General features: G+C 66.6%; 15 protein-coding genes and 1 pseudogene. 10 read left to right on the forward strand and 6 right to left on the reverse strand.

Going from position 1 to position 18186, the window contains the following annotated elements:
* Positions 1-144 precede the first annotated feature (144 nt).
* The 4 genes and pseudogenes from puuE to DU478_RS04130 all read left to right on the forward strand — a co-directional run.
* Positions 145-1557 (forward strand): allantoinase PuuE, encoded by a 1413-nt coding sequence (gene puuE / locus DU478_RS04115; protein WP_114509664.1) that lies wholly within the window; start codon positions 145-147, stop codon positions 1555-1557.
* Positions 1554-2444 (forward strand): bifunctional allantoicase/(S)-ureidoglycine aminohydrolase, encoded by an 891-nt coding sequence (locus DU478_RS04120; RefSeq protein WP_114509665.1) that lies wholly within the window; start codon positions 1554-1556, stop codon positions 2442-2444. Before puuE ends, DU478_RS04120 begins: the two co-directional genes overlap by 4 nt.
* 2 nt (positions 2445-2446) lie before the next feature.
* Complete coding sequence (locus tag DU478_RS04125) at positions 2447-2932, forward strand: ureidoglycolate lyase (RefSeq protein ID WP_114509666.1); 486 nt, start codon at positions 2447-2449, stop codon at positions 2930-2932.
* Positions 2933-2997: 65 nt separating this feature from the next.
* Positions 2998-4393, forward strand: a pseudogene (locus tag DU478_RS04130) (uracil-xanthine permease family protein); the annotation flags it as partial.
* Positions 4394-4467: 74 nt separating this feature from the next.
* On the opposite strand, the gene DU478_RS04135 reads toward DU478_RS04130, so the two are convergent.
* From DU478_RS04135 to DU478_RS04155, 5 genes are all read right to left on the reverse strand, one after another.
* Positions 4468-6003, reverse strand: coding sequence for an alanine/glycine:cation symporter family protein (locus DU478_RS04135; protein ID WP_114509668.1), 1536 nt, complete (start codon positions 6001-6003; stop codon positions 4468-4470).
* Positions 6004-6029: 26 nt separating this feature from the next.
* Positions 6030-6464, reverse strand: coding sequence for a universal stress protein (locus tag DU478_RS04140; RefSeq protein ID WP_114509669.1), 435 nt, complete (start codon positions 6462-6464; stop codon positions 6030-6032).
* Between the two features lie 177 nt (positions 6465-6641).
* Complete coding sequence (locus tag DU478_RS04145; protein ID WP_114509670.1) at positions 6642-7358, reverse strand: metallophosphoesterase family protein; 717 nt, start codon at positions 7356-7358, stop codon at positions 6642-6644.
* 234 nt (positions 7359-7592) lie between these two features.
* Entirely contained in the window at positions 7593-9188 is a 1596-nt protein-coding gene (gene serA / locus DU478_RS04150) for a phosphoglycerate dehydrogenase (protein WP_114509671.1), read from the reverse strand.
* Positions 9189-9305: 117 nt separating this feature from the next.
* Positions 9306-10460, reverse strand: coding sequence for a phosphoserine transaminase (locus DU478_RS04155; protein WP_114509672.1), 1155 nt, complete (start codon positions 10458-10460; stop codon positions 9306-9308).
* A 159-nt stretch (positions 10461-10619) separates the two neighbouring features.
* Between DU478_RS04155 and serB the strand changes: the two genes are divergently transcribed.
* Positions 10620-11492: a phosphoserine phosphatase SerB gene (serB, locus tag DU478_RS04160; protein WP_114509673.1), complete on the forward strand. Its 873-nt coding sequence runs from the start codon at positions 10620-10622 to the stop codon at positions 11490-11492.
* A 63-nt stretch (positions 11493-11555) separates the two neighbouring features.
* Here the strand turns inward: serB and DU478_RS04165 are convergent, their stop codons facing one another.
* Positions 11556-12557: an asparaginase gene (locus DU478_RS04165; protein WP_114509674.1), complete on the reverse strand. Its 1002-nt coding sequence runs from the start codon at positions 12555-12557 to the stop codon at positions 11556-11558.
* 167 nt (positions 12558-12724) lie between these two features.
* Here DU478_RS04165 and DU478_RS04170 point away from each other — a divergent pair, with 167 nt between their 5' ends.
* From DU478_RS04170 to cueR, 5 genes are all read left to right on the forward strand, one after another.
* Positions 12725-13261: an invasion associated locus B family protein gene (locus DU478_RS04170; protein WP_199488281.1), complete on the forward strand. Its 537-nt coding sequence runs from the start codon at positions 12725-12727 to the stop codon at positions 13259-13261.
* 177 nt (positions 13262-13438) lie between these two features.
* Positions 13439-14623 carry a 23S rRNA (adenine(2503)-C(2))-methyltransferase RlmN gene (gene rlmN / locus DU478_RS04175; protein ID WP_114509675.1) on the forward strand — a complete coding sequence of 395 codons (1185 nt, stop codon included), beginning with the start codon at positions 13439-13441 and terminating at the stop codon, positions 14621-14623.
* Positions 14624-14780: 157 nt separating this feature from the next.
* Positions 14781-15245 carry a hypothetical protein gene (locus DU478_RS04180; protein ID WP_114509676.1) on the forward strand — a complete coding sequence of 155 codons (465 nt, stop codon included), beginning with the start codon at positions 14781-14783 and terminating at the stop codon, positions 15243-15245.
* 77 nt (positions 15246-15322) lie between these two features.
* Positions 15323-17800: a heavy metal translocating P-type ATPase gene (locus tag DU478_RS04185; RefSeq protein ID WP_114509677.1), complete on the forward strand. Its 2478-nt coding sequence runs from the start codon at positions 15323-15325 to the stop codon at positions 17798-17800.
* Positions 17797-18186, forward strand: coding sequence for a Cu(I)-responsive transcriptional regulator (gene cueR, locus DU478_RS04190; protein ID WP_114509678.1), 390 nt, complete (start codon positions 17797-17799; stop codon positions 18184-18186). Before DU478_RS04185 ends, cueR begins: the two co-directional genes overlap by 4 nt.

Raw genomic sequence — 18186 nt, forward strand, 5'->3', positions numbered from 1 at the left:
TCCTTTTCCGGGCGATGGGCCTTTGCAACGGTCAAACCCTAGGCGATTGTGCGGCCACGCGCAGCCCCGAAAGACTTTACGAAAAAAATTGAAAATGCGCGGGGATTTTCTCGCATATGAACATACCGACTCGAGAGGAGCACCATGCAACGATATCCGCGTGACATGACAGGCTATGGCGCAACCCCGCCCGATCCGCAGTGGCCGGACGGCGCGCGCGTGGCCGTCCAGTTCGTTCTGAATTACGAGGAGGGCGGCGAGAACAGCGTTCTGCACGGCGATGCCGCGTCAGAGGCGTTCCTGTCCGACATTCCCGGCGCCGCGCCCTGGCCCGGCCAGCGGCACTGGAACATGGAATCGATCTACGACTACGGCGCGCGCGCCGGGTTCTGGCGGCTGCACCGCCTGTTCACCGGTGCGGGCATTCCGCTGACCATCTACGGCGTCGCGAGCGCGCTGGCGCGCAGCCCGTTGCAGGTCGAGGCGATGAAGGACGCCGGCTGGGAAATCGCGTCGCACGGGCTCAAGTGGGTCGAACACAAGGACATGCCCGAGGCCGAGGAGCGCGCGGCGATCGCCGAGGCGATCCGCGTGCACACCGAAGTCGTGGGCCAGGCCCCGCGCGGCTGGTACACGGGACGCTGTTCGGTCAACACCGTGCGGCTGGTGGCCGAGACAGGCGCCTTCGACTACATCAGTGACACCTATGACGACGACCTGCCGCACTGGATGCGGTTCGGCGACCGCGACCAGCTGATCATCCCCTACACGCTCGAAGCCAATGACATGCGCTTTGCCACCGCGCCGGGCTACATCACCGGGCGGCAGTTCTACCAGTATCTCAAGGATGCCTTCGACGTGCTCTATGCCGAAGGCGAGGCGGGCCGCCCGGCGATGATGAGCATCGGCCTGCACTGCCGCCTGATCGGCCGCCCCGGCAAGCTGCGCGGCCTGCAAAGGTTCATCGAGCATATCCAGAAACACGAGGGCGTCTGGTGCCCGCGCCGCATCGACATCGCGGAGCATTGGGCAAATGTGCATCCGCCGGTGGCAAGGGAGCGGCCCAGCCAGATGGACCTGCCGACCTTTGTCACGCGCTTCGGCGGGGTCTTCGAACACTCGCCCTGGATCGCCGAACGCGCCCACGGGCTGGAGCTTGGCCCCGCCCATGACTGCGCCGCCGGTGTGCACAACGCGCTGGCGCGGATGTTTCGCTCGGCCACGCCCGAGGAGCGCATGGGCGTTCTGACGGCGCACCCGGACCTGGCCGGGAAGCTCGCGGCGGCGAAACGGCTGACGGCGGAATCCACCGCCGAACAGTCGAGCGCGGGCCTCGATGCCCTGACAGATGCCGAACGCACCCGGTTCACCGAGCTCAACGATGCCTACGTGGCCAAGCACGGATTTCCCTTCATCATCGCCGTGCGCGATCACGACAAGGCCGGCATTCTCGCCGCCTTCGAGGCGCGGCTGGACAACGACACGCAGACCGAATTCGCCACCGCCTGCGCCCAGGTCGAACGCATTGCGCGGCTGCGGCTGGAGGACATGCTGTGAGCTACGCCTTCCCCCCCGGCGGCCTGCCCGGCCAGAACGTCAACCCCGAGGGCACGGCGGTGTTCCGCGAAAGCTACGCGGTGATCCCGGCGATCTGCATGCGCGATATCGTCACCAGCTTTCTGCCCGGCTGGGTGTCCACCCGCGTCTGGATCCTCGCCCGCCCGATGACCGGCTTTGCAGAGACCTTCGCGCAATATGCGATCGAGATCGCGCCGGGTGGCGGCAGCTCCGAACCGGAGCCCGACAAGGACGCCCAGGCGGTGCTGTTCGTGGCCTTCGGAGAGGTGCGGCTGAAGATCGGGCGCGATACCTTCGACCTCGTGGCGGGCAGCTATGCCTATATTCCCCCGGCGGCGGTCTGGACGCTGTGGAACGTGTCGGACGCGGCCTGCGGCCTGCACTGGATCCGCAAACGCTACACCTGGCTCGAGGGCAAGCAACCACCGGAGTCGAAGGTTACGCACGAACATGACATCACGCCGGTCGAGATGCCCGGCACCGCCGGCGCCTGGTGCACGCAGCGCTTTGTCGATCCGCTGGACCTGCGCCACGACATGCATGCCAACATCGTCACCTTCCAGCCCGGCGGCCGCATTCCCTTTGCCGAAACCCACGTGATGGAGCACGGGCTCTACGTGCTGCAAGGCACCGCGCGCTACCTTCTGAATACCGACTGGGTCGACGTGGGTCCGGGAGATTTCATGTGGCTGCGCGCCTTCTGCCCGCAGGCCTGCATCGCCACAGGTGACGAGCCCTTCCGCTACCTGCTTTACAAGGACGTCAACCGCCATCCGTCGCTGAGCCTGGGCGGCCTGCCCTCGCAGAACCGCGGCCATCGCGGCACCATGCTGCCGCGCGATCCGGCGGCGCTGGCGGGAGAATGACCATGCCGACCCTGACCGCCCGCCCGCTGACCGCAGAGGCCTTCGCCCCGTTCGGCGACGTGATCGAGGTGGCGGGCGATCCGGACAAGCTCATCAACGCCGGGATGTGCGGCCGGTTTCACGACCGCGCGCAACTCGATTTCGGTACGAAAGGCCGCGCCGGGATCAGCCTTTTCGACGCGGTGCCCCGACACCTGCCCTACACCTGCGACCTGATCGAACGGCACCCCGAGGGCAGCCAGGCCTTCATCCCGCTGCACCAGAACCCCTGGTTGGTGGTGGTCGCCGAAGCGGGCGACACGCCCGGCCAACTGCACGCTTTTCTGGCGCAGCCCGGCCAATGCATCAATTTTCACCGCGGCACCTGGCATGGCGTGTTGACGCCGCTGGCGGCGCCCGGACTCTTTGCCGTGATCGACCGCATCGGGGACACGTCCAACCTCGAGGAACGGCGGCTCGATCCACCCGTGACAATCGAAGGGCCCTGAGCCCCGGCATCGCACCGACCGCCCGGCAGAAGGCGGCGGTGTATATCCAAGAAGGGACGTTGAAGATGACTGACGCAAGCCTGGGAACGCCCGCGCAGCTGGCCGATCCGAACTACACGCCGCCGCTGGCCAAGGCGGTGCCGCTGGGCATCCAGCACGTGCTGGCGATGTTCGCCAGCAACGTCACCCCCTCGATCATCGTCGCGGGGGCGGCGGGCTTCGGCTTCGGCTCGAACAGCCCGGACTTTCCCAACATGATCTACATGATCCAGATGTCGATGCTGTTCGCGGGCCTTGCCACACTGCTGCAGACCATCGGCATGGGCCCGGTGGGATCGCGCCTGCCGATCGTGCAGGGCACGAGTTTCGCCTTCCTGCCGATCATGATCCCGGCGGTGGCGGGACAGGGCGTCGCGGGGCTGGCCGGGCTGATGACCGGCGTGGTGATCGGCGGCATCTTTCACTTCTTCATCGGCACCTTCGTGGGGCGCATCCGCTTCGCCCTGCCGCCGCTGGTCACCGGCCTCATCGTACTGATGATCGGTCTCGCGCTGGTCAAGGTCGGCATCCAGTACGCCGCGGGCGGCGTGCCCAAGCAGGGCACCGACGGCTTCGGCACGCTGGCGATGTGGATCCCGGCGTTGGTGGTGATTGTCGTGACGCTCGCGATCAAGTTCTTCACCAGGGGTCTGATGTCCGTCGCCGCGGTACTGATCGGTCTGGTGGCCGGCTACGTGGTGGCGCTGGTCATGGGGCAGGTCAACTTCGGCAACGTCGGAAGCGCCGCGGTCTTTGCCCTGCCCAATCCGTTCCGCTGGGGCATCGAGTTCAACGCCGCGATCATCATCGGCATGTGCTTCATGGCGGTGATCTCGGCCATCGAGACGGTGGGCGACGTGTCGGGCATCACCAAGGGCGGAGCGGGCCGCGAGGCGACCGATGACGAGATTTCCGGAGCCACCTATGCGGACGGCCTGGGCACCGCCGTCGCGGGTATCTTCGGCGGTCTGCCCAACACCAGCTTCAGCCAGAACGTCGGCCTGATCTCGATGACCGGCGTGATGAGCCGTCACGTCGTGACCATCGGGGCGCTGTTCCTGATCCTCTGCGGGCTAGTGCCCAAGATCGGCGCGGCGGTGTCGACGGTGCCGATCAACGTGCTGGGCGGCGGCGTGATCGTCATGTTCGGCATGGTCTGCGCGGCGGGGGTCAACATGCTGTCCGACGTGATCTGGAACCGCCGCAATATGGTGATCTTCGCGGTGTCGCTGTCGGTGGGCCTAGGGCTGCAGCTGGTGCCTGACGCGCTGCAGCACATGCCGGGGACGCTGCAGATCCTGCTGACCAGCGGGTTGCTGCCCGCGGCGGCGCTGTCGATCATCCTCAACCTCGCGCTGCCGGAAGAGCTGGACTGAGGCGACGAAAGCCCGCGAGGGCTCGAGGAGCGGCAACTCCTCCGGCCCGGACGGGCCGTCGTCGGAAACAGAAAAAGGGCCGGGATTGTCCCGGCCCTTTCCTTTCGGCGCCTCGCGCGATCAGTTGAACTTCTTGATCTCGCCGGACTTCAGCCGCGACACGTAGCTGCCCAGCTCGCGCTTCACGATCGGCATCAGCAGGTAGAGCGCGATGATGTTCACGATCGCCATCGAGAACAGCATGGCGTCCGAGAAGTCGATCACCGGTCCCAGGTTCGCCGCAGCCCCGATCACGATGAAGACGCAGAAGATCACCTTGAACACGGTCTCCTTCGCCTTGCCCTCGCCGAAGAGGTAGGTCCAGGCCTTGAGGCCGTAATAGGACCAGCTGATCATCGTCGAGAAGGCAAAGAGCACCACCGCCACGGCCAGCAGCACCGGGAACCACGGCAGCGCGCGCGCATAGGCCGCAGAAGTCAGCGCCACGCCCACAACCTCGCCCTCGGTCGAGATCCGGCCCGCCTCGGCGTTCCAGATGTAAAGACCGGTCTCGGGGTCGACGTTCAGCACGCCCGAGATCACGATGACCAGCGCGGTCATGGTGCAGATCACCACCGTGTCGATGAACGGCTCGAGCAGGGCGACATAGCCCTCGGTCACCGGCTCTTTGGTCCGCACCGCAGAGTGGGCGATGGCGGCCGAGCCGATGCCCGCCTCGTTCGAGAACGCGGCGCGGCGGAAGCCCTGGATCAGCGCGCCGGTAAAGCCGCCGACCACGCCGAGGCCGGTGAACGCGCCGACGAAGATCTGACCGAAGGCCCAGCCGATCATGTCGTAGTTCATGATCAGTATGAGCAGCGACACGACGACATAGAAGATGCCCATGAACGGCACGACCTTTTCGGTGACCCGCGCGATGGACTTGAGGCCCCCGACGATCACCGCAAAGGTGATGCCCGCGAGGATCACCCCGGTGATCCAGCCGGGATAGTCGCCGATGACGCCCGCCAGCTGCGCATGCGCCTGGTTGGCCTGGAACATGTTGCCGCCGCCCAGCGCGCCGAGGATGGTGAAGATGCAGAACAGCACTGCGAAGATGCCGCCGCCCTTGAGCCCGCGCTCGGCAAAGCCCTTGACCATGTAATACATCGGGCCGCCCGACACCGTACCGTCGGGATATTCGTTGCGGTACTTCACGCCCAGCGTGCATTCGGTGAACTTCGTCGCCATGCCGAAGAGGCCCGCGATCACCATCCAGAAGGTCGCGCCCGGCCCGCCGATGCCCACGGCCACCGCCACCCCGGCGATGTTACCGAGGCCCACCGTGCCCGACAGCGCCGTCGCCAGCGCCTGGAAATGGCTCACTTCACCGGCGTCGTTGGGGTCGGAATAGTCGCCCTTCACCAGCTTGATCGAGTGGACGAAGCCCTTGAACTGGATAAAGCCGAAATAGAAGGTGAAGATCAGCGCCGCCACCACGAGCCACATGGCGATCCACGAGAAATTCGTGCCTGGGATCGGCGCGAAGATGAGACTCACATACCAGCCGGTATAATCGGCAAAGGCCTGGTTGATGGCCTGGTCGAGGCCCTGGGCCGCCGCCGGCAAGGCCGCGGCGAAATATGCGGCCAAGGCCGCGCAAAGTCTGAAAATCATGGAGTTGTCCTTTCTCACGAACCGCATCACGGCACGATGGTGCAGGGCACCGGGGCAATCTGGACCAGCGTCCCGGCGGTCGAACCGAAGACCCGGCTCACGAGCGCGCTGTTGCCGTCCCGACCGATGACCATCTGCGTCGCCCCGGTCTGCTTGGCGATCTCGCACAGTTTCTCGGCGATATGGCCGTAGGTGATGATGGTCTCCACGGGCACGTCGACCTTGGCCAGCTTGTCCTTGACCGGTCCCATGATCGCGGTTTCGGCCCGGGCGATCTCCTGCTTGCGGCGGGCGTGCCGCTCCTCGAGCTCTTCGGGCGTGAGAAAGGTATAGGGCGACCATTCCATCACATGCGCCAGCACGATGGATCCGCCCTGCCTGGCCGCCTTGTCCAACGCGAAATCAAGCGCACGCCGCGCGGGCGAACTGTCGTCGTAACCGACAACGAATTTTCCGGACATCGTTTTCTCCTTTGCAACGAACTGCGGCTGCGCTTCCGCAGAATAGGGTACGGTAACACGGAAAATTGACAGCGCGGAATTGAATGCACCCGGTACGGCAGGAAACCTGACTACTTTTTCACCTTCTGGCGAAACTTTTGCCCGGAAAACGGGTTCGGCAGGTTCCGGAGCCCGGTGTCAGAGCGCGATGCGGCCTCTGCCCGACAGCAGCCACGCCCGGCGTCCCACGAGTCGCGCGGCGCTCAGCGGCCGGCCATAGCCGGCCCCGCCGTCGAGGTTCAGACGGTTGCCGTAATGCACCGGCCCGTCCAGCGCGGTATGGCCATGCACCACGAGTTTGCCGTGATCGCGCGGGTCGTCGAGGAACGTGTCGCGGATCCAGAGCAGGTCATGCTCCGCCTGCTTTGCCAGCGGCACGCCCGGGCGCAGGCCCGCATGCACGAAAATCTGCGCCTCGGTGTCATGGCAGGTTTTCAGACCGCGCAGAAAGTCCAGATGCCGCGCAGGCACGGCCTCGAGCGCATCGGCGCGAATGTCGGCTTCTGGCCGGGTCTCACCGACATCAACACCGTAGGACCGCAGCGCAGAACGGCCGCCGACACGCGGGTCCAGCCAGCTCAGCCGTTCGGGCTTTTGCGGGCCCCGCCCGTCGAGGAAATTGCGCATGTAGCGGTCGTGATTGCCCATCAGCAGCACCCAGGGCAAACCGGCGGCCTGACCCTCGCACAACAGGTCGATCACGCCGCGGGTATCCGGCCCGCGGTCCACGTAATCGCCCAGGAACACCACCGGCGCACCGGCATCCGGATCCGCGGCGATCCGGTCCAGCGCGGCGGCCAGCATCCCGGCCTGCCCGTGAATGTCGCCCACGGCAAAAATCGGCGCGTCGGTCATGGCTCCTCCGGTCGCAGCCTGTCGCGGCGCGCCGGGGCAAACCGCGGCGACGGCGTATCGCAAGTTGCCCCGCGGCAAGGGATCGTCAAGCTTAGTGCCCATCATCGGCCGAGGATTAGCACAGGAACGCCGGTGTTCCGACCGGAGAATTCCAGTTGTACGCGCCATGTCCCGACGCGAAAACGCGCCGCCCGAACCGGGCGGCGCGTCGCTCATCCGATCGGCACGTCTGGCTCAGGCGACGTCGAACTGCAACGGTTTGACCTGCTGGAACATGCCGGTCTTCTCCAACTTTCCGATCACGGCGGGAGGAACCACGTCGTCGACGTAGAGAAGCGCGATCGCCTCGCCCTTCGCCGCCGACCGGCCCAGGGTGAAGTTGGCGATGTTCACGCCGTTTTCGCCCATGGTCATGCCGAGCGTGCCGATGATGCCGGGCACGTCCTCGTTGGTTGTATAGAGCATGTGCGCCCCGATCTCGGCGTCGATGTTGATGCCCTTGATCTGGATGAAGCGCGGCTTGCCGTCGCTGAACACCGTGCCCGCGATCGACCGTTCGCGTTTGGCCGTGACCACCGTCACCTTGATGTAGCCGTCGAAAGCGCCGGACTTGTGCTGGTTGGTGGTGCTGATCTTGATGCCGCGTTCCTCGGCGATCACCGGCGCGCTGACCATGTTCACGTCCGGATTGGCGCGCTTCATGATGCCCGCGATCACCGAGCAGTTGAGCGCGGCGAGGTTCATCTCCGCGACCGAGCCGTCGTAAAGGATGTTGATCGCCTTGATCGGCTCGTCGGTCATCTGGCCGATGAAACTGCCCAGATGGTCGGAGAGCTTGATCCACGGACCCATGACCTTGGCCTCTTCGGCGGTGACCGAGGGCATGTTGAGCGCGTTGGTCACGGCGCCGGTCAGCAGGTAATCCGACATCTGTTCGGCCACCTGGAGGGCGACGTTCTCCTGCGCCTCTGTGGTCGCCGCACCGAGGTGCGGCGTGCAGACCACGTTGGGCAGTCCGAAGAGCGGGTTTTCCGTCGCCGGTTCCTGCGCGAAGACGTCGAAGGCCGCGCCGGCCACGTGACCGGATGTCAGCAGGTCCGCCAGCGCCTCTTCGTCCACGAGACCGCCGCGGGCGCAGTTGATGATCCGCACGCCCTTTTTGGTCTTCTCGAGGTTCTCGCGGCTCAGGATGTTGCGGGTCTGGTCGGTGAGCGGGACGTGCAGGGTGATGAAATCGGCACGCTTTAGAAGATCGTCGAGCTCGACCTTCTCGACGCCCATCTTCTCGGCCTTCTCGGCGGACAGGAAGGGATCGTAGGCCGCGACCTTCATCTTGAGCCCGCGCGCGCGGTCGCAGACGATGCCGCCGATGTTGCCCGCGCCGATCACGCCCAGCGTCTTGCCGGTCAGTTCGACGCCCATGAACTTGGACTTCTCCCATTTGCCGGCGTGGGTCGAAGCCGATGCTTCGGGGATCTGACGCGCCACGGCGAACATCATCGCGATGGCGTGTTCGGCGGTGGTGATCATGTTGCCGAAGGGCGTGTTCATGACGATCACGCCTTTCTTCGACGCCGCCTCGCGGTCGACGTTGTCGACGCCGATGCCGGCGCGGCCGATTACCTTGAGGTTAGGGGCGGCGGCGAGGATCTTCTCGGTCACCTTGGTGGCGCTGCGGATCGCGAGGCCGTCGTATTGGCCGATCACCTCGGCCAGCTTGTCCTTGTCCTTGCCGAGGTCGGGCTGAAAATCGACGTCGATGCCGCGATCCTTGAAGATCTGCACGGCGGCGTCGGAGAGTTTGTCGGAGATGAGTACACGGGGGGCCATGGCTGTGGTCCTTTGAATGAGCGAGGGAGGACGCCGCCGGGTGCCCGGACTTTTCGAAAAGTCCTGTCCGTTTTCCTCGTGGAAAACGGCGTTGCCCCCGGCGGCGGATATCTGTGATCAGGCCGCGTCGGCGCGCGCTGCGATCTCGGTCTGGAAGGCCCAGTCGAGCCAGGGCAGCATCGCCTGGATGTCCGCCGTCTCGACCGTGCCGCCGCACCAGATGCGCAGACCGGCGGGCGCGTCGCGATAGGCGCCCACGTCGAGCGCCACGCCCTCGGCCTCCAGCCGCTTGGCCACCGCCTTGGCGAAACCCGCGCCATCGGCGATGCGCGCATCGGTGAACTTGAGGCAGACCGAGGTGTTGGACCGCGTCGCCGGATCCTCGGCGAGGTTCGCGATCCAGTCGGTCGCCTCGCAGAAATTCCAGATGGCCTGCGCATTGGCATCGGCGCGGTCCATCAGACCCTTGAGCCCGCCGACCGAGCGCGCCCAGTCGAGCGCCAGCAGGTAATCCTCGACCGCGAGCATGGAGGGCGTGTTGATCGTCTCGCCGACGAAGATGCCCTCGATCAGCTTGCCGCCCTTGGTCATGCGGAAGATCTTGGGCAGCGGCCAGGCCGGAGTGTAGCTTTCCAGCCGTGCGACCGCGCGGGGGCTCAGCACGATCATCCCATGCGCCGCCTCGCCGCCCAGAACCTTCTGCCAGGAGAAGGTGGTCACGTCGAGCTTGTCCCAGGGCAGGTCCTGCGCGAAGGCGGCGCTGGTCGCGTCGCAGATCGTCAGGCCGGCGCGGTTCGCCGGGATCGCGTCGCCGTTCGGCATGCGCACGCCCGATGTGGTGCCGTTCCAGGTAAAGACCACGTCGGTGTCGTAATCCACCGATGCCATGTCGACGATCCGGCCATAGTCGGCGGTCTTGATCTCGGCCTCGATCTTGAGCTGCTTGACCACATCCGTGACCCAGCCCGCGCCGAAGCTTTCCCAGGCCACCATCGTCGCAGGGCGCGCGCCCAGAAGCGACCACATGGCCATTTCCACCGCGCCGGTATCCGAGGCGGGAACGATGCCGATGCGGTAATCGTCGGGGATGCCCAGGATCTCGCGCGTGCCGTCGATGACCGCCTTGAGCTTTGCCTTGCCCACGGCGGCACGGTGCGACCGGCCCAGGGGCGCGTCGGACAGTTTCGCAAGGTCGAAAACGGGGGGTTTGGCGCAGGGGCCAGAGGAGAACCGCGGATTGACCGGCCGCGATGCCGGTTTGGTCATAGCCATTGATGCTACCCTTCCAGATAAGCGCCCCTCGTTGGGGAGGGGTGTCCCACCGCCGGAGTTACGGCCCAATTCGCGGTTCCACAAGCGGGAAAAGCGCGCTATTGCGCCGCTTGAACGACAATTTGCGACACCCGCCGCCTACGATCGGAAACCTGCCCCATGTTCACTGCCACCCTGATCGCCCGTCCCGGCCTGCTCGATCCCGCGCTCACCGACTCGCTGCGGAATGCCTGGGGCGGCGGCGATGTGACCTGGCTGGCCCCCGACGAAGCAGCGGAATTCGCCCTGGCCGAGGTCCCCGGCAACCTCTGGCAGGTCTGGGACGACGTGCAGGGGTTGGGCGTCGATCTGGCGGTGCAACCGGCAGATGGGCGGCGCAAGAAGATGCTGCTGGCGGACATGGACAGCACGATGATCCGGCAGGAATGTATCGACGAACTGGCCGATGCCGCCGGGGTCGGCGACCGTGTGAAAGAGATCACGGCGCGGGCGATGAACGGCGAGCTGGATTTCGAGGGTGCGCTGACCGAACGGGTCGGTCTGCTGCAAGGGCTGCCCGAGACCGTGATCTCGGACGTTCTGGAGAGCCGTATCACCCTGATGCCCGGAGGTCCGGTCCTGCTCGCAACGATGAAGGCGCACGGCGCCTTTGCGGCGCTGGTGTCGGGCGGGTTCACCGCCTTCACCACGCGGATCGCGGCGACGCTCGGCTTCGACGAACACCGCGCCAACACGCTGCTGGCCAAGAACGGCCTTCTGAACGGCGACGTCGCACGCCCGATCCTGGGGCGCGAGGCCAAGGTGCAGGCGCTGGACGAAATCACCGCACGGCTGGGAATCACGCCCGCAGAGGTATTGGCGGTGGGGGACGGTGCCAACGACCTGGGCATGTTGCAACGCGCAGGCACGGGCGTGGCGCTGCACGCGAAGCCCTCGGTTCAGGCGCAGTGCGACATCCGGGTGAACCACGGCGACCTGACGGCGCTGCTCTACCTTCAGGGATATGCACGCACGGAGTTTGCCGCGGCGTGACGCGCAAAACCTCTCGAGAGGTTTTGGCAAAAGTCTTCGAAGACTTTTGCTCCGTGGCCGCCGTCAGGTCAGAAGACCGGTGGCCGCGCGAATTTCGCCCACGTCCAGCCCGCGCCGGTTGGTGATCTTGGGGTTCAAGAACGCCGCCACCTCGGGATGCGCCGCCTCGGCCGCGCCCAGCCGCACCAGCAGGGCCGCGATGGCGCATTCCGCCGCGCGCGTCGCCCCGTCCGCCGCCTTGACCGCGACACCGATGCCGCGCTCCGGCAGGATCGCCACGAAGAACCCCTCGGCCCCGGTCTTGAGCGCCACAGGCTCCGTCACCGCCTGCATCAGCCGCGTGCAGGCGCGGCCCTCACCGGCGACGAGCATTGGATGCGCATACATCGCTTCGACCAGTGTCGCAGCCGCTGTGCTTTGCCGGTCGCTGCGGGCGCGGGCGCTGGCGAACCAGGCCATGGCGCGCGCCATACCGTGCATGGTGGTGGCGAAGTTGGGCGCGGAGCAGCCGTCGATGCCGAAGCCCGGGCTGTCCATTTGCGTGACCTCCTCGAACGCGTCGCGTGCCGCGGCCTGCACCGGGTGATCCGGCGTCACGTAATCCGGACCGCCGCCCATGTAGCGGTTCAGGGTCAGGAACCCCGCATGTTTGCCCGAGCAGTTGTTGTGCAGCTGGCAGGGGGCCTCGCCTGCCCGGATCATCTCGATGTCGAGATCGCGGTCGCGCGTGGTCTCGGCGCCGCAGCGCAGGTCCGGCTCGCTCAGTCCCAACTCCGACAGCCAGCGCGCCACCGCCTCGGTGTGCAGGCGCGCGCCCTGGTGCGAGGCGCAGGCCAGCGCCAGCTGCGCCTGGCTCAGACCGTAGCGGTCGGCGGCGCCGGAGGTGATCAGCGGCAGCGCCTGGATCATCTTGGCCGAGCTGCGCGGCAGGATCACCGTTTCCGGATCGCCCCAGGCCTCGAGGATGCCACCGGAGGCGTCGCAGATCACCGCATGCCCGCTGTGCAGGCTTTCGGGAATCGGACCGCGCCAGATTTCGGCAAGAGGGGCGGGAGAGAGCGTCATGGAAGTCCTCACATCTTGGCGATATTCTGCCGATTGGGGTTTAATCGGCCCGGTCTTTCGGGCTAATTTAGCAAGGTCGACAGAAAAACGGTTGCGCGGCACCATAAGCCGGACCACCAAGGGCGCAACCACGCAATTGAGGCTGAGGACAGCTGGAGGCTGGACGTATGAATTCATTTCTTGGGCGGGTGATGTCCGGGGCGCTGGCGGCCCTGATCGCGACCTCTGCGGCTGTTGTCGCGCAGGAGGCCAGCACGAACCGTGTGGACGCGATGACCGACTGGTCGGTCTTCGAAGGCCAGGACCCGCGCGAATGCTGGGCGGTGACCACCTACAAGGAAAGCGTGAACACCAAGGACGGGCGCGTCGTGGCGGTGACACGGGGCGAGATCCTGCTGATGGTCTTCTACCGTCCCGGTGCCAACGTGACCGGACAGCTGGCCTTTACCGGCGGGTATCCCTTCGCCGACGGATCGACTGTCAACGTCAACATCTCGGGCACCGAATTCGAGCTGTTCACCGAAGGCGAATGGGCCTGGCCCGCGACGCCGGCGGAGGATGCCAAGCTGATCACCGCGATGAAGCGTGGCGCGGATGCGGTGGTGACGGCGCGTTCGTCGCGCGGGACGACCACGAAGGACACCTTTTCGCTGCTGGGCTTTACCGCCGCGGTCGAGGATGCCGAGAAGCGCTGCTCCAGCTGACACCTTCGGAGTGGGGGCCAGCCCCCACACGCAGGTTCAAGTGGGGGCCAGCCCCCACACCCCCGAGGGTTATTGTAAACCGAAGAAGACCGGACCGGCGCATCGTTCCGGTCTTTTGCTTTTGGCAAGGGCGCGCGAATCCTGTAGAAGGCGCGCTTCGACAAAGGATGAGACCCCATGAGCGTTTCCGCACCGATCACTCAGGATGTGCTGACGATCCCCCGCAAGATGGCCGAGGGGCCGCTGAACCTGATCGGCCTCACCCGCCCGGCGCTGGCCGAGGCGTTGCGCGCCGTTGGCGTGCCCGACAAGCAGGTCAAGATGCGCGTTGGGCAGGTCTGGCAGTGGCTCTATCACTGGGGCGTGCGGGATTTCGGTGCCATGACCAACCTGTCGAAGGATTTTCGCGCCACGCTTGCCGAGAATTTCACCATCGCCCTGCCCGAGGTCGTATCGCGGCAGGTGTCGTCGGACGGCACGCGCAAGTACCTCGTGCGCATCGCCGGCGGCCACGAGGTCGAGGTGGTCTACATCCCCGAGACCGACCGCGGCACGCTGTGTGTCTCGAGCCAGGTCGGCTGCACGCTGACCTGTTCCTTCTGCCACACCGGCACGCAGAAGCTGGTGCGCAACCTGACCGCGGCCGAAATCGTCGGGCAGATCATGCTGGCGCGCGACGACCTGGGCGAATGGCCGCAGCCGGGCACGGGCACCGGCGACAGCGGGCCGAGGCTGCTGTCCAACGTCGTGCTGATGGGCATGGGCGAGCCGCTTTACAATTTCGACAACGTCCGTGACGCGATGAAGATCGCCATGGACGGCGAGGGCATCGCCCTGTCGCGCCGCCGCATCACCCTGTCGACCAGCGGCGTGGTGCCCGAGATCGCCAAGACCGCCGAAGAGATCGGCTGCCTGCTGGCGGTGAGCTTTCACGCCACGACGGACGAGGTGCGCGACAAGCTGGTGCCGATCAACAAGCGCTGGAACATCGAGACGTTGCTGAACGCCCTGCGCGAATATCCGAAGATCAGCAATTCCGAGCGTATCACGTTCGAATACGTTATGCTGAAGGACGTGAACGACAGCGACGCCGACGCGCGGCGGTTGGTCAGGCTGATCAGCGGCATCCCGGCCAAGATCAACCTGATCCCCTTCAACGAATGGCCCGGCGCGCCCTACCAGCGGTCTGACTGGGCGCGGATCGAAGCCTTTGCCGACATCATCTACAAGGCCGGCTATGCGTCCCCGATCCGCACGCCGCGGGGCGAGGACATCATGGCGGCCTGCGGTCAGCTCAAATCCGCGACCGAGCGGGCGCGCAAGTCGCGCGCGCAGATCGCGGCAGAGACCGGCCAGGTCTGACAACCTTACCGGACGGCTCAAGGACAAGGCACCGCGCAGACGGTGCCTTTTTCATGTGCGAAACCATGCCGGACTTATCCCGACTAAAACAATAAGGATTGACGGGCCCTCCGCCCTTCGGCATCTTGAAGGCAATTCATCCTGCCGGAGCCGCGCCATGACGCTTGCCCTGTCCGACGAAAACCGCACCGCCGATCCCGTGCCTGTGGCCGGTCTGCGACAGGCAGAGGCGCAGCTGATCGCGATGCTGCGGCTCTGGCGATCCGGAGCGGAGAGCCGGGCAGAAGTCTGGAACAGGCTCTGCCTGGCGCTTGGACCCGCGCGTGGACGGATGTGCCTGCGCGCATTCGAAGACGTTTTGCGCCTCTTGCACCAGCACGGCTGGCGCGACCTGACAGTCCTGCCCCCCGGTGCGATGCGGATCAGCGACGATGAACGCGGTTTCGCCGCCTTTGCCCTGCAAGCGACCGAAGCCGACCGGGAAGAGGCTCTGTTACAAGCGACCTTCCTCGTGGCGCCGGCGGCGATGCTGCGTCTCGTGCACGCCGCGGGACGGCTGAGCCTGCCGCTCCTGTGCGAGGAAAGCCGGTGCCGGCTGGCGGCGGCCGCGCGCGACGCCTGAGAAATCGCCGGACGGCTCTTGACCTTCCAGTCACGGGAACCCCTATCTCTGCCCTGAGACGGACAGAGGAGGCCACCATGGCCGAAGCGAGCTTGCGATTCGAGATCACCGGGATGAGTTGCGCCGGGTGTGCGGGCCGCGCTGAACGGGCGTTGTCGGCGGTGCCCGGCGTCGCGCAGTCGAATGTGAACCTTGCCGATCACACCGCGCGGGTCACCGGCGATGTGACGCCGAAGGCGCTGGCTGACGCGCTGGGTGCGGCGGGATACCCCGCGGCGACCGAGACGGTGCATCTGTCCATCGACGGGATGAGCTGCGCGTCCTGCTCGGCGCGGGTCGAGAAGGCGCTGACGGCGGAACCCGGCGTTCTCGACGCCACGGTCAACCTTGCCACCGAAACGGCCACCGTGCGTCACCTGGGCGGCGCCGTGGACCTTGCCGCCCTGACCGAGGCGGTGCGCAAGGCAGGATACGAGGCACGGGCCGAAGACCGCTCCGGCCCAACGACCGACGTGCATGAAGACGCACAGGCGCGGCTTTGGCGCGATACGCTGATCGCCGGGGCGCTGACGCTGCCGGTCTTTCTGGTCGAAATGGGCGGTCACCTGGTGCCCGCGGTGCATCACGCGGTGACCGGGCTGGTGGGTCAATCCGTCTGGTGGTTCGTCCAGTTCCTAGTGATCTCGGCTGTGCTGTTCGGACCGGGGCGGCGGTTCCTGTCCATCGGTCTGCCGCTGCTGGCGCGCGGGACTCCCGACATGAATTCGCTCGTGGCGCTTGGTACGCTGTCGGCCTGGAGTTACTCCAGCGTCGCGCTTTTCGCTCCGGGATTGCTGCCCGAGGCTGCGCGCGCGGTCTATTTCGAGGCGGCGGGCGTGATCGTGACGCTGATCCTGCTGGGCCGCTGGCTCGAGGCGCGCGCCAAGGGCCGCACGGGCGAAGCGATCCGCAAGCTGATGGCGCTGCGCCCGGACGTGGCGCGGGTCGAGCGCGACGGCGAGGTTGTCGAACTGCCCGCAGAGGCGCTGCGCGCGGGTGACATCCTGCACCTGCGGCCCGGTGAACGCGTGGCGGTCGACGGCGAGGTGATCGAGGGCCGGTCCTACATCGACGAAAGCCTTGTCACCGGAGAGCCGGTGCCGGTCGAGAAATCCCTCGGCGACAGCGTCACCGGCGGCACGATCAACGGCTCCGGCGCCCTGCGGTTCCGGGCCACGGCGGTGGGGCGCGACACGGTGCTGGCGCGGATCATCGCGATGGTGCAGGACGCCCAGGGCGCCAAGCTGCCAATCCAGGCGCTGGCCGACAAGGTCGTGCTCTGGTTCGTACCCGCGATCATCGCCATCGCTGTCGTGACGGTCGCCGTCTGGCTGGCGGTGGGCCCGTCCCCCGCGCTCAGCCATGCGCTGGTGGCGGGCGTGTCGGTGCTGATCATCGCCTGCCCCTGCGCAATGGGTCTGGCGACGCCCACGTCGATCATGGTCGGCACCGGCCGGGCGGCCGAGCTGGGCGTCCTGTTTCGCCGGGGTGACGCGCTGCAGCGGCTGGCCGAAGTGCCGGTGATGGCCTTCGACAAGACCGGCACGCTGACCTGTGGCGCGCCTGCGCTGGTGGCTCGTCATGGCGCGGATGGCGTCGATACCGACGCAGTTCTGCGGCTGACGGCGGCGGTCGAGCGGCACTCGGAACACCCCATCGCCCGTGCCATCGAGGCGGCGGCCTCGGGGCCCCTGCCGACGATCGAGAATTTCGAGGCCTTGCCGGGCGACGGGTTGCGCGCCCGGGTCGAAGGGCGGGAGGTGCTGATCGGCACCGCCCGGCTGATGGCAGAGAAAGGCGTGGCGCTCGATTCCCTGCGGGACGCCATGACCGAGGTCGAATCCCGCGGCCAGACGCCGGTGCTCGTGGCGATGGACGGCGCGGCGGCGGCCTTGTTCGCAGTGGCCGACCCGATCAAGCCGACCAGCCGCGACGCGGTGGCGTCCTTGCGCCGCGCCGGGGTGAAAGTCGCGATGATCACGGGCGACACGCCCGCCAGCGCCCGTGCCATCGCAGCCGAGTTGGGCATCGACCACGTGGAGGCCGGCGTGCGCCCGGACGGCAAGGTCGCCGCCATTGAGCGCCTGCAAAGGACGTACGGCGCCGTGGCCTTTACCGGCGACGGGATCAACGACGCCCCGGCACTGGCGGCGGCGGACGTGGGCCTTGCTGTCGGCACCGGCACGGACGTGGCCATCGACGCGGCCGACGTCGTTCTGGTGTCCGGCGACATCACCGCCGCGGTTACCGCGCGCCACGTCTCGGCCCGGGTGCTGCGCAATATCAAGCAAAACCTCGTCTGGGCCTTCGGATACAACGTCGCGCTGGTGCCGGTGGCAGCGGGGGTGCTTTATCCGCTGACCGGCATGATGCTGTCGCCGATGCTGGCGGCTGGGGCGATGGCACTCTCGTCAGTCTTCGTGGTGACCAACGCGCTGCGTCTGCGCCGGATCGGTGCACCGGACGCGGCGCCGCGCGACACGGGCGCGGAACGGCAAAGGGAGGCGCTGACATGAACATCGGAGAAGTGGCCAAGCGGGCCGGACTGCCGCCCAAGACCATCCGCTATTACGAGGAAATCGGCCTCATCGCACCCCGGCGCGACGGCAACGGCTACCGCAGCTTCGACGGGCAGGACCTGCATCGGCTGGCCTTCCTGCACCGCGCCCGGGCGCTTGGCTTCACCATCGAGGATTGCCGCACCCTGCTGGCGCTCTACGCCGACGAAGGCCGCGCCTCGGCGGATGTGAAAGCGGTGGCGGAGGATCACCTGGCCCGCATAGACGAGAAAATTTCCCAGCTTCAGTCGATGCGCGACACGCTGGGCGAGCTTATCCGCTCCTGCGCCGGTGACAACCGCCCGGACTGTCCGATCCTCAAGGATCTGTCGGCCAAGCCCTGA

Source organism: Thalassococcus profundi, from assembly GCF_003344785.1.
Lineage (GTDB): Bacteria > Pseudomonadota > Alphaproteobacteria > Rhodobacterales > Rhodobacteraceae > Puniceibacterium > Puniceibacterium profundi.

Coding starts and splice junctions, on each gene's coding strand:
- DU478_RS04170 (WP_199488281.1), top strand. CDS start 12,725: ATGAATTCATTTCTTGGGCGGGTGATGTCCGGGGCGCTGGCGGCCCTG.
- DU478_RS04155 (WP_114509672.1), bottom strand. CDS start 10,460: ATGGCTATGACCAAACCGGCATCGCGGCCGGTCAATCCGCGGTTCTCC.
- puuE (WP_114509664.1), top strand. CDS start 145: ATGCAACGATATCCGCGTGACATGACAGGCTATGGCGCAACCCCGCCC.
- rlmN (WP_114509675.1), top strand. CDS start 13,439: ATGAGCGTTTCCGCACCGATCACTCAGGATGTGCTGACGATCCCCCGC.
- DU478_RS04165 (WP_114509674.1), bottom strand. CDS start 12,557: ATGACGCTCTCTCCCGCCCCTCTTGCCGAAATCTGGCGCGGTCCGATT.
- serA (WP_114509671.1), bottom strand. CDS start 9,188: ATGGCCCCCCGTGTACTCATCTCCGACAAACTCTCCGACGCCGCCGTG.
- DU478_RS04140 (WP_114509669.1), bottom strand. CDS start 6,464: ATGTCCGGAAAATTCGTTGTCGGTTACGACGACAGTTCGCCCGCGCGG.
- DU478_RS04125 (WP_114509666.1), top strand. CDS start 2,447: ATGCCGACCCTGACCGCCCGCCCGCTGACCGCAGAGGCCTTCGCCCCG.
- cueR (WP_114509678.1), top strand. CDS start 17,797: ATGAACATCGGAGAAGTGGCCAAGCGGGCCGGACTGCCGCCCAAGACC.
- DU478_RS04180 (WP_114509676.1), top strand. CDS start 14,781: ATGACGCTTGCCCTGTCCGACGAAAACCGCACCGCCGATCCCGTGCCT.
- DU478_RS04145 (WP_114509670.1), bottom strand. CDS start 7,358: ATGACCGACGCGCCGATTTTTGCCGTGGGCGACATTCACGGGCAGGCC.
- DU478_RS04185 (WP_114509677.1), top strand. CDS start 15,323: ATGGCCGAAGCGAGCTTGCGATTCGAGATCACCGGGATGAGTTGCGCC.
- serB (WP_114509673.1), top strand. CDS start 10,620: ATGTTCACTGCCACCCTGATCGCCCGTCCCGGCCTGCTCGATCCCGCG.
- DU478_RS04135 (WP_114509668.1), bottom strand. CDS start 6,003: ATGATTTTCAGACTTTGCGCGGCCTTGGCCGCATATTTCGCCGCGGCC.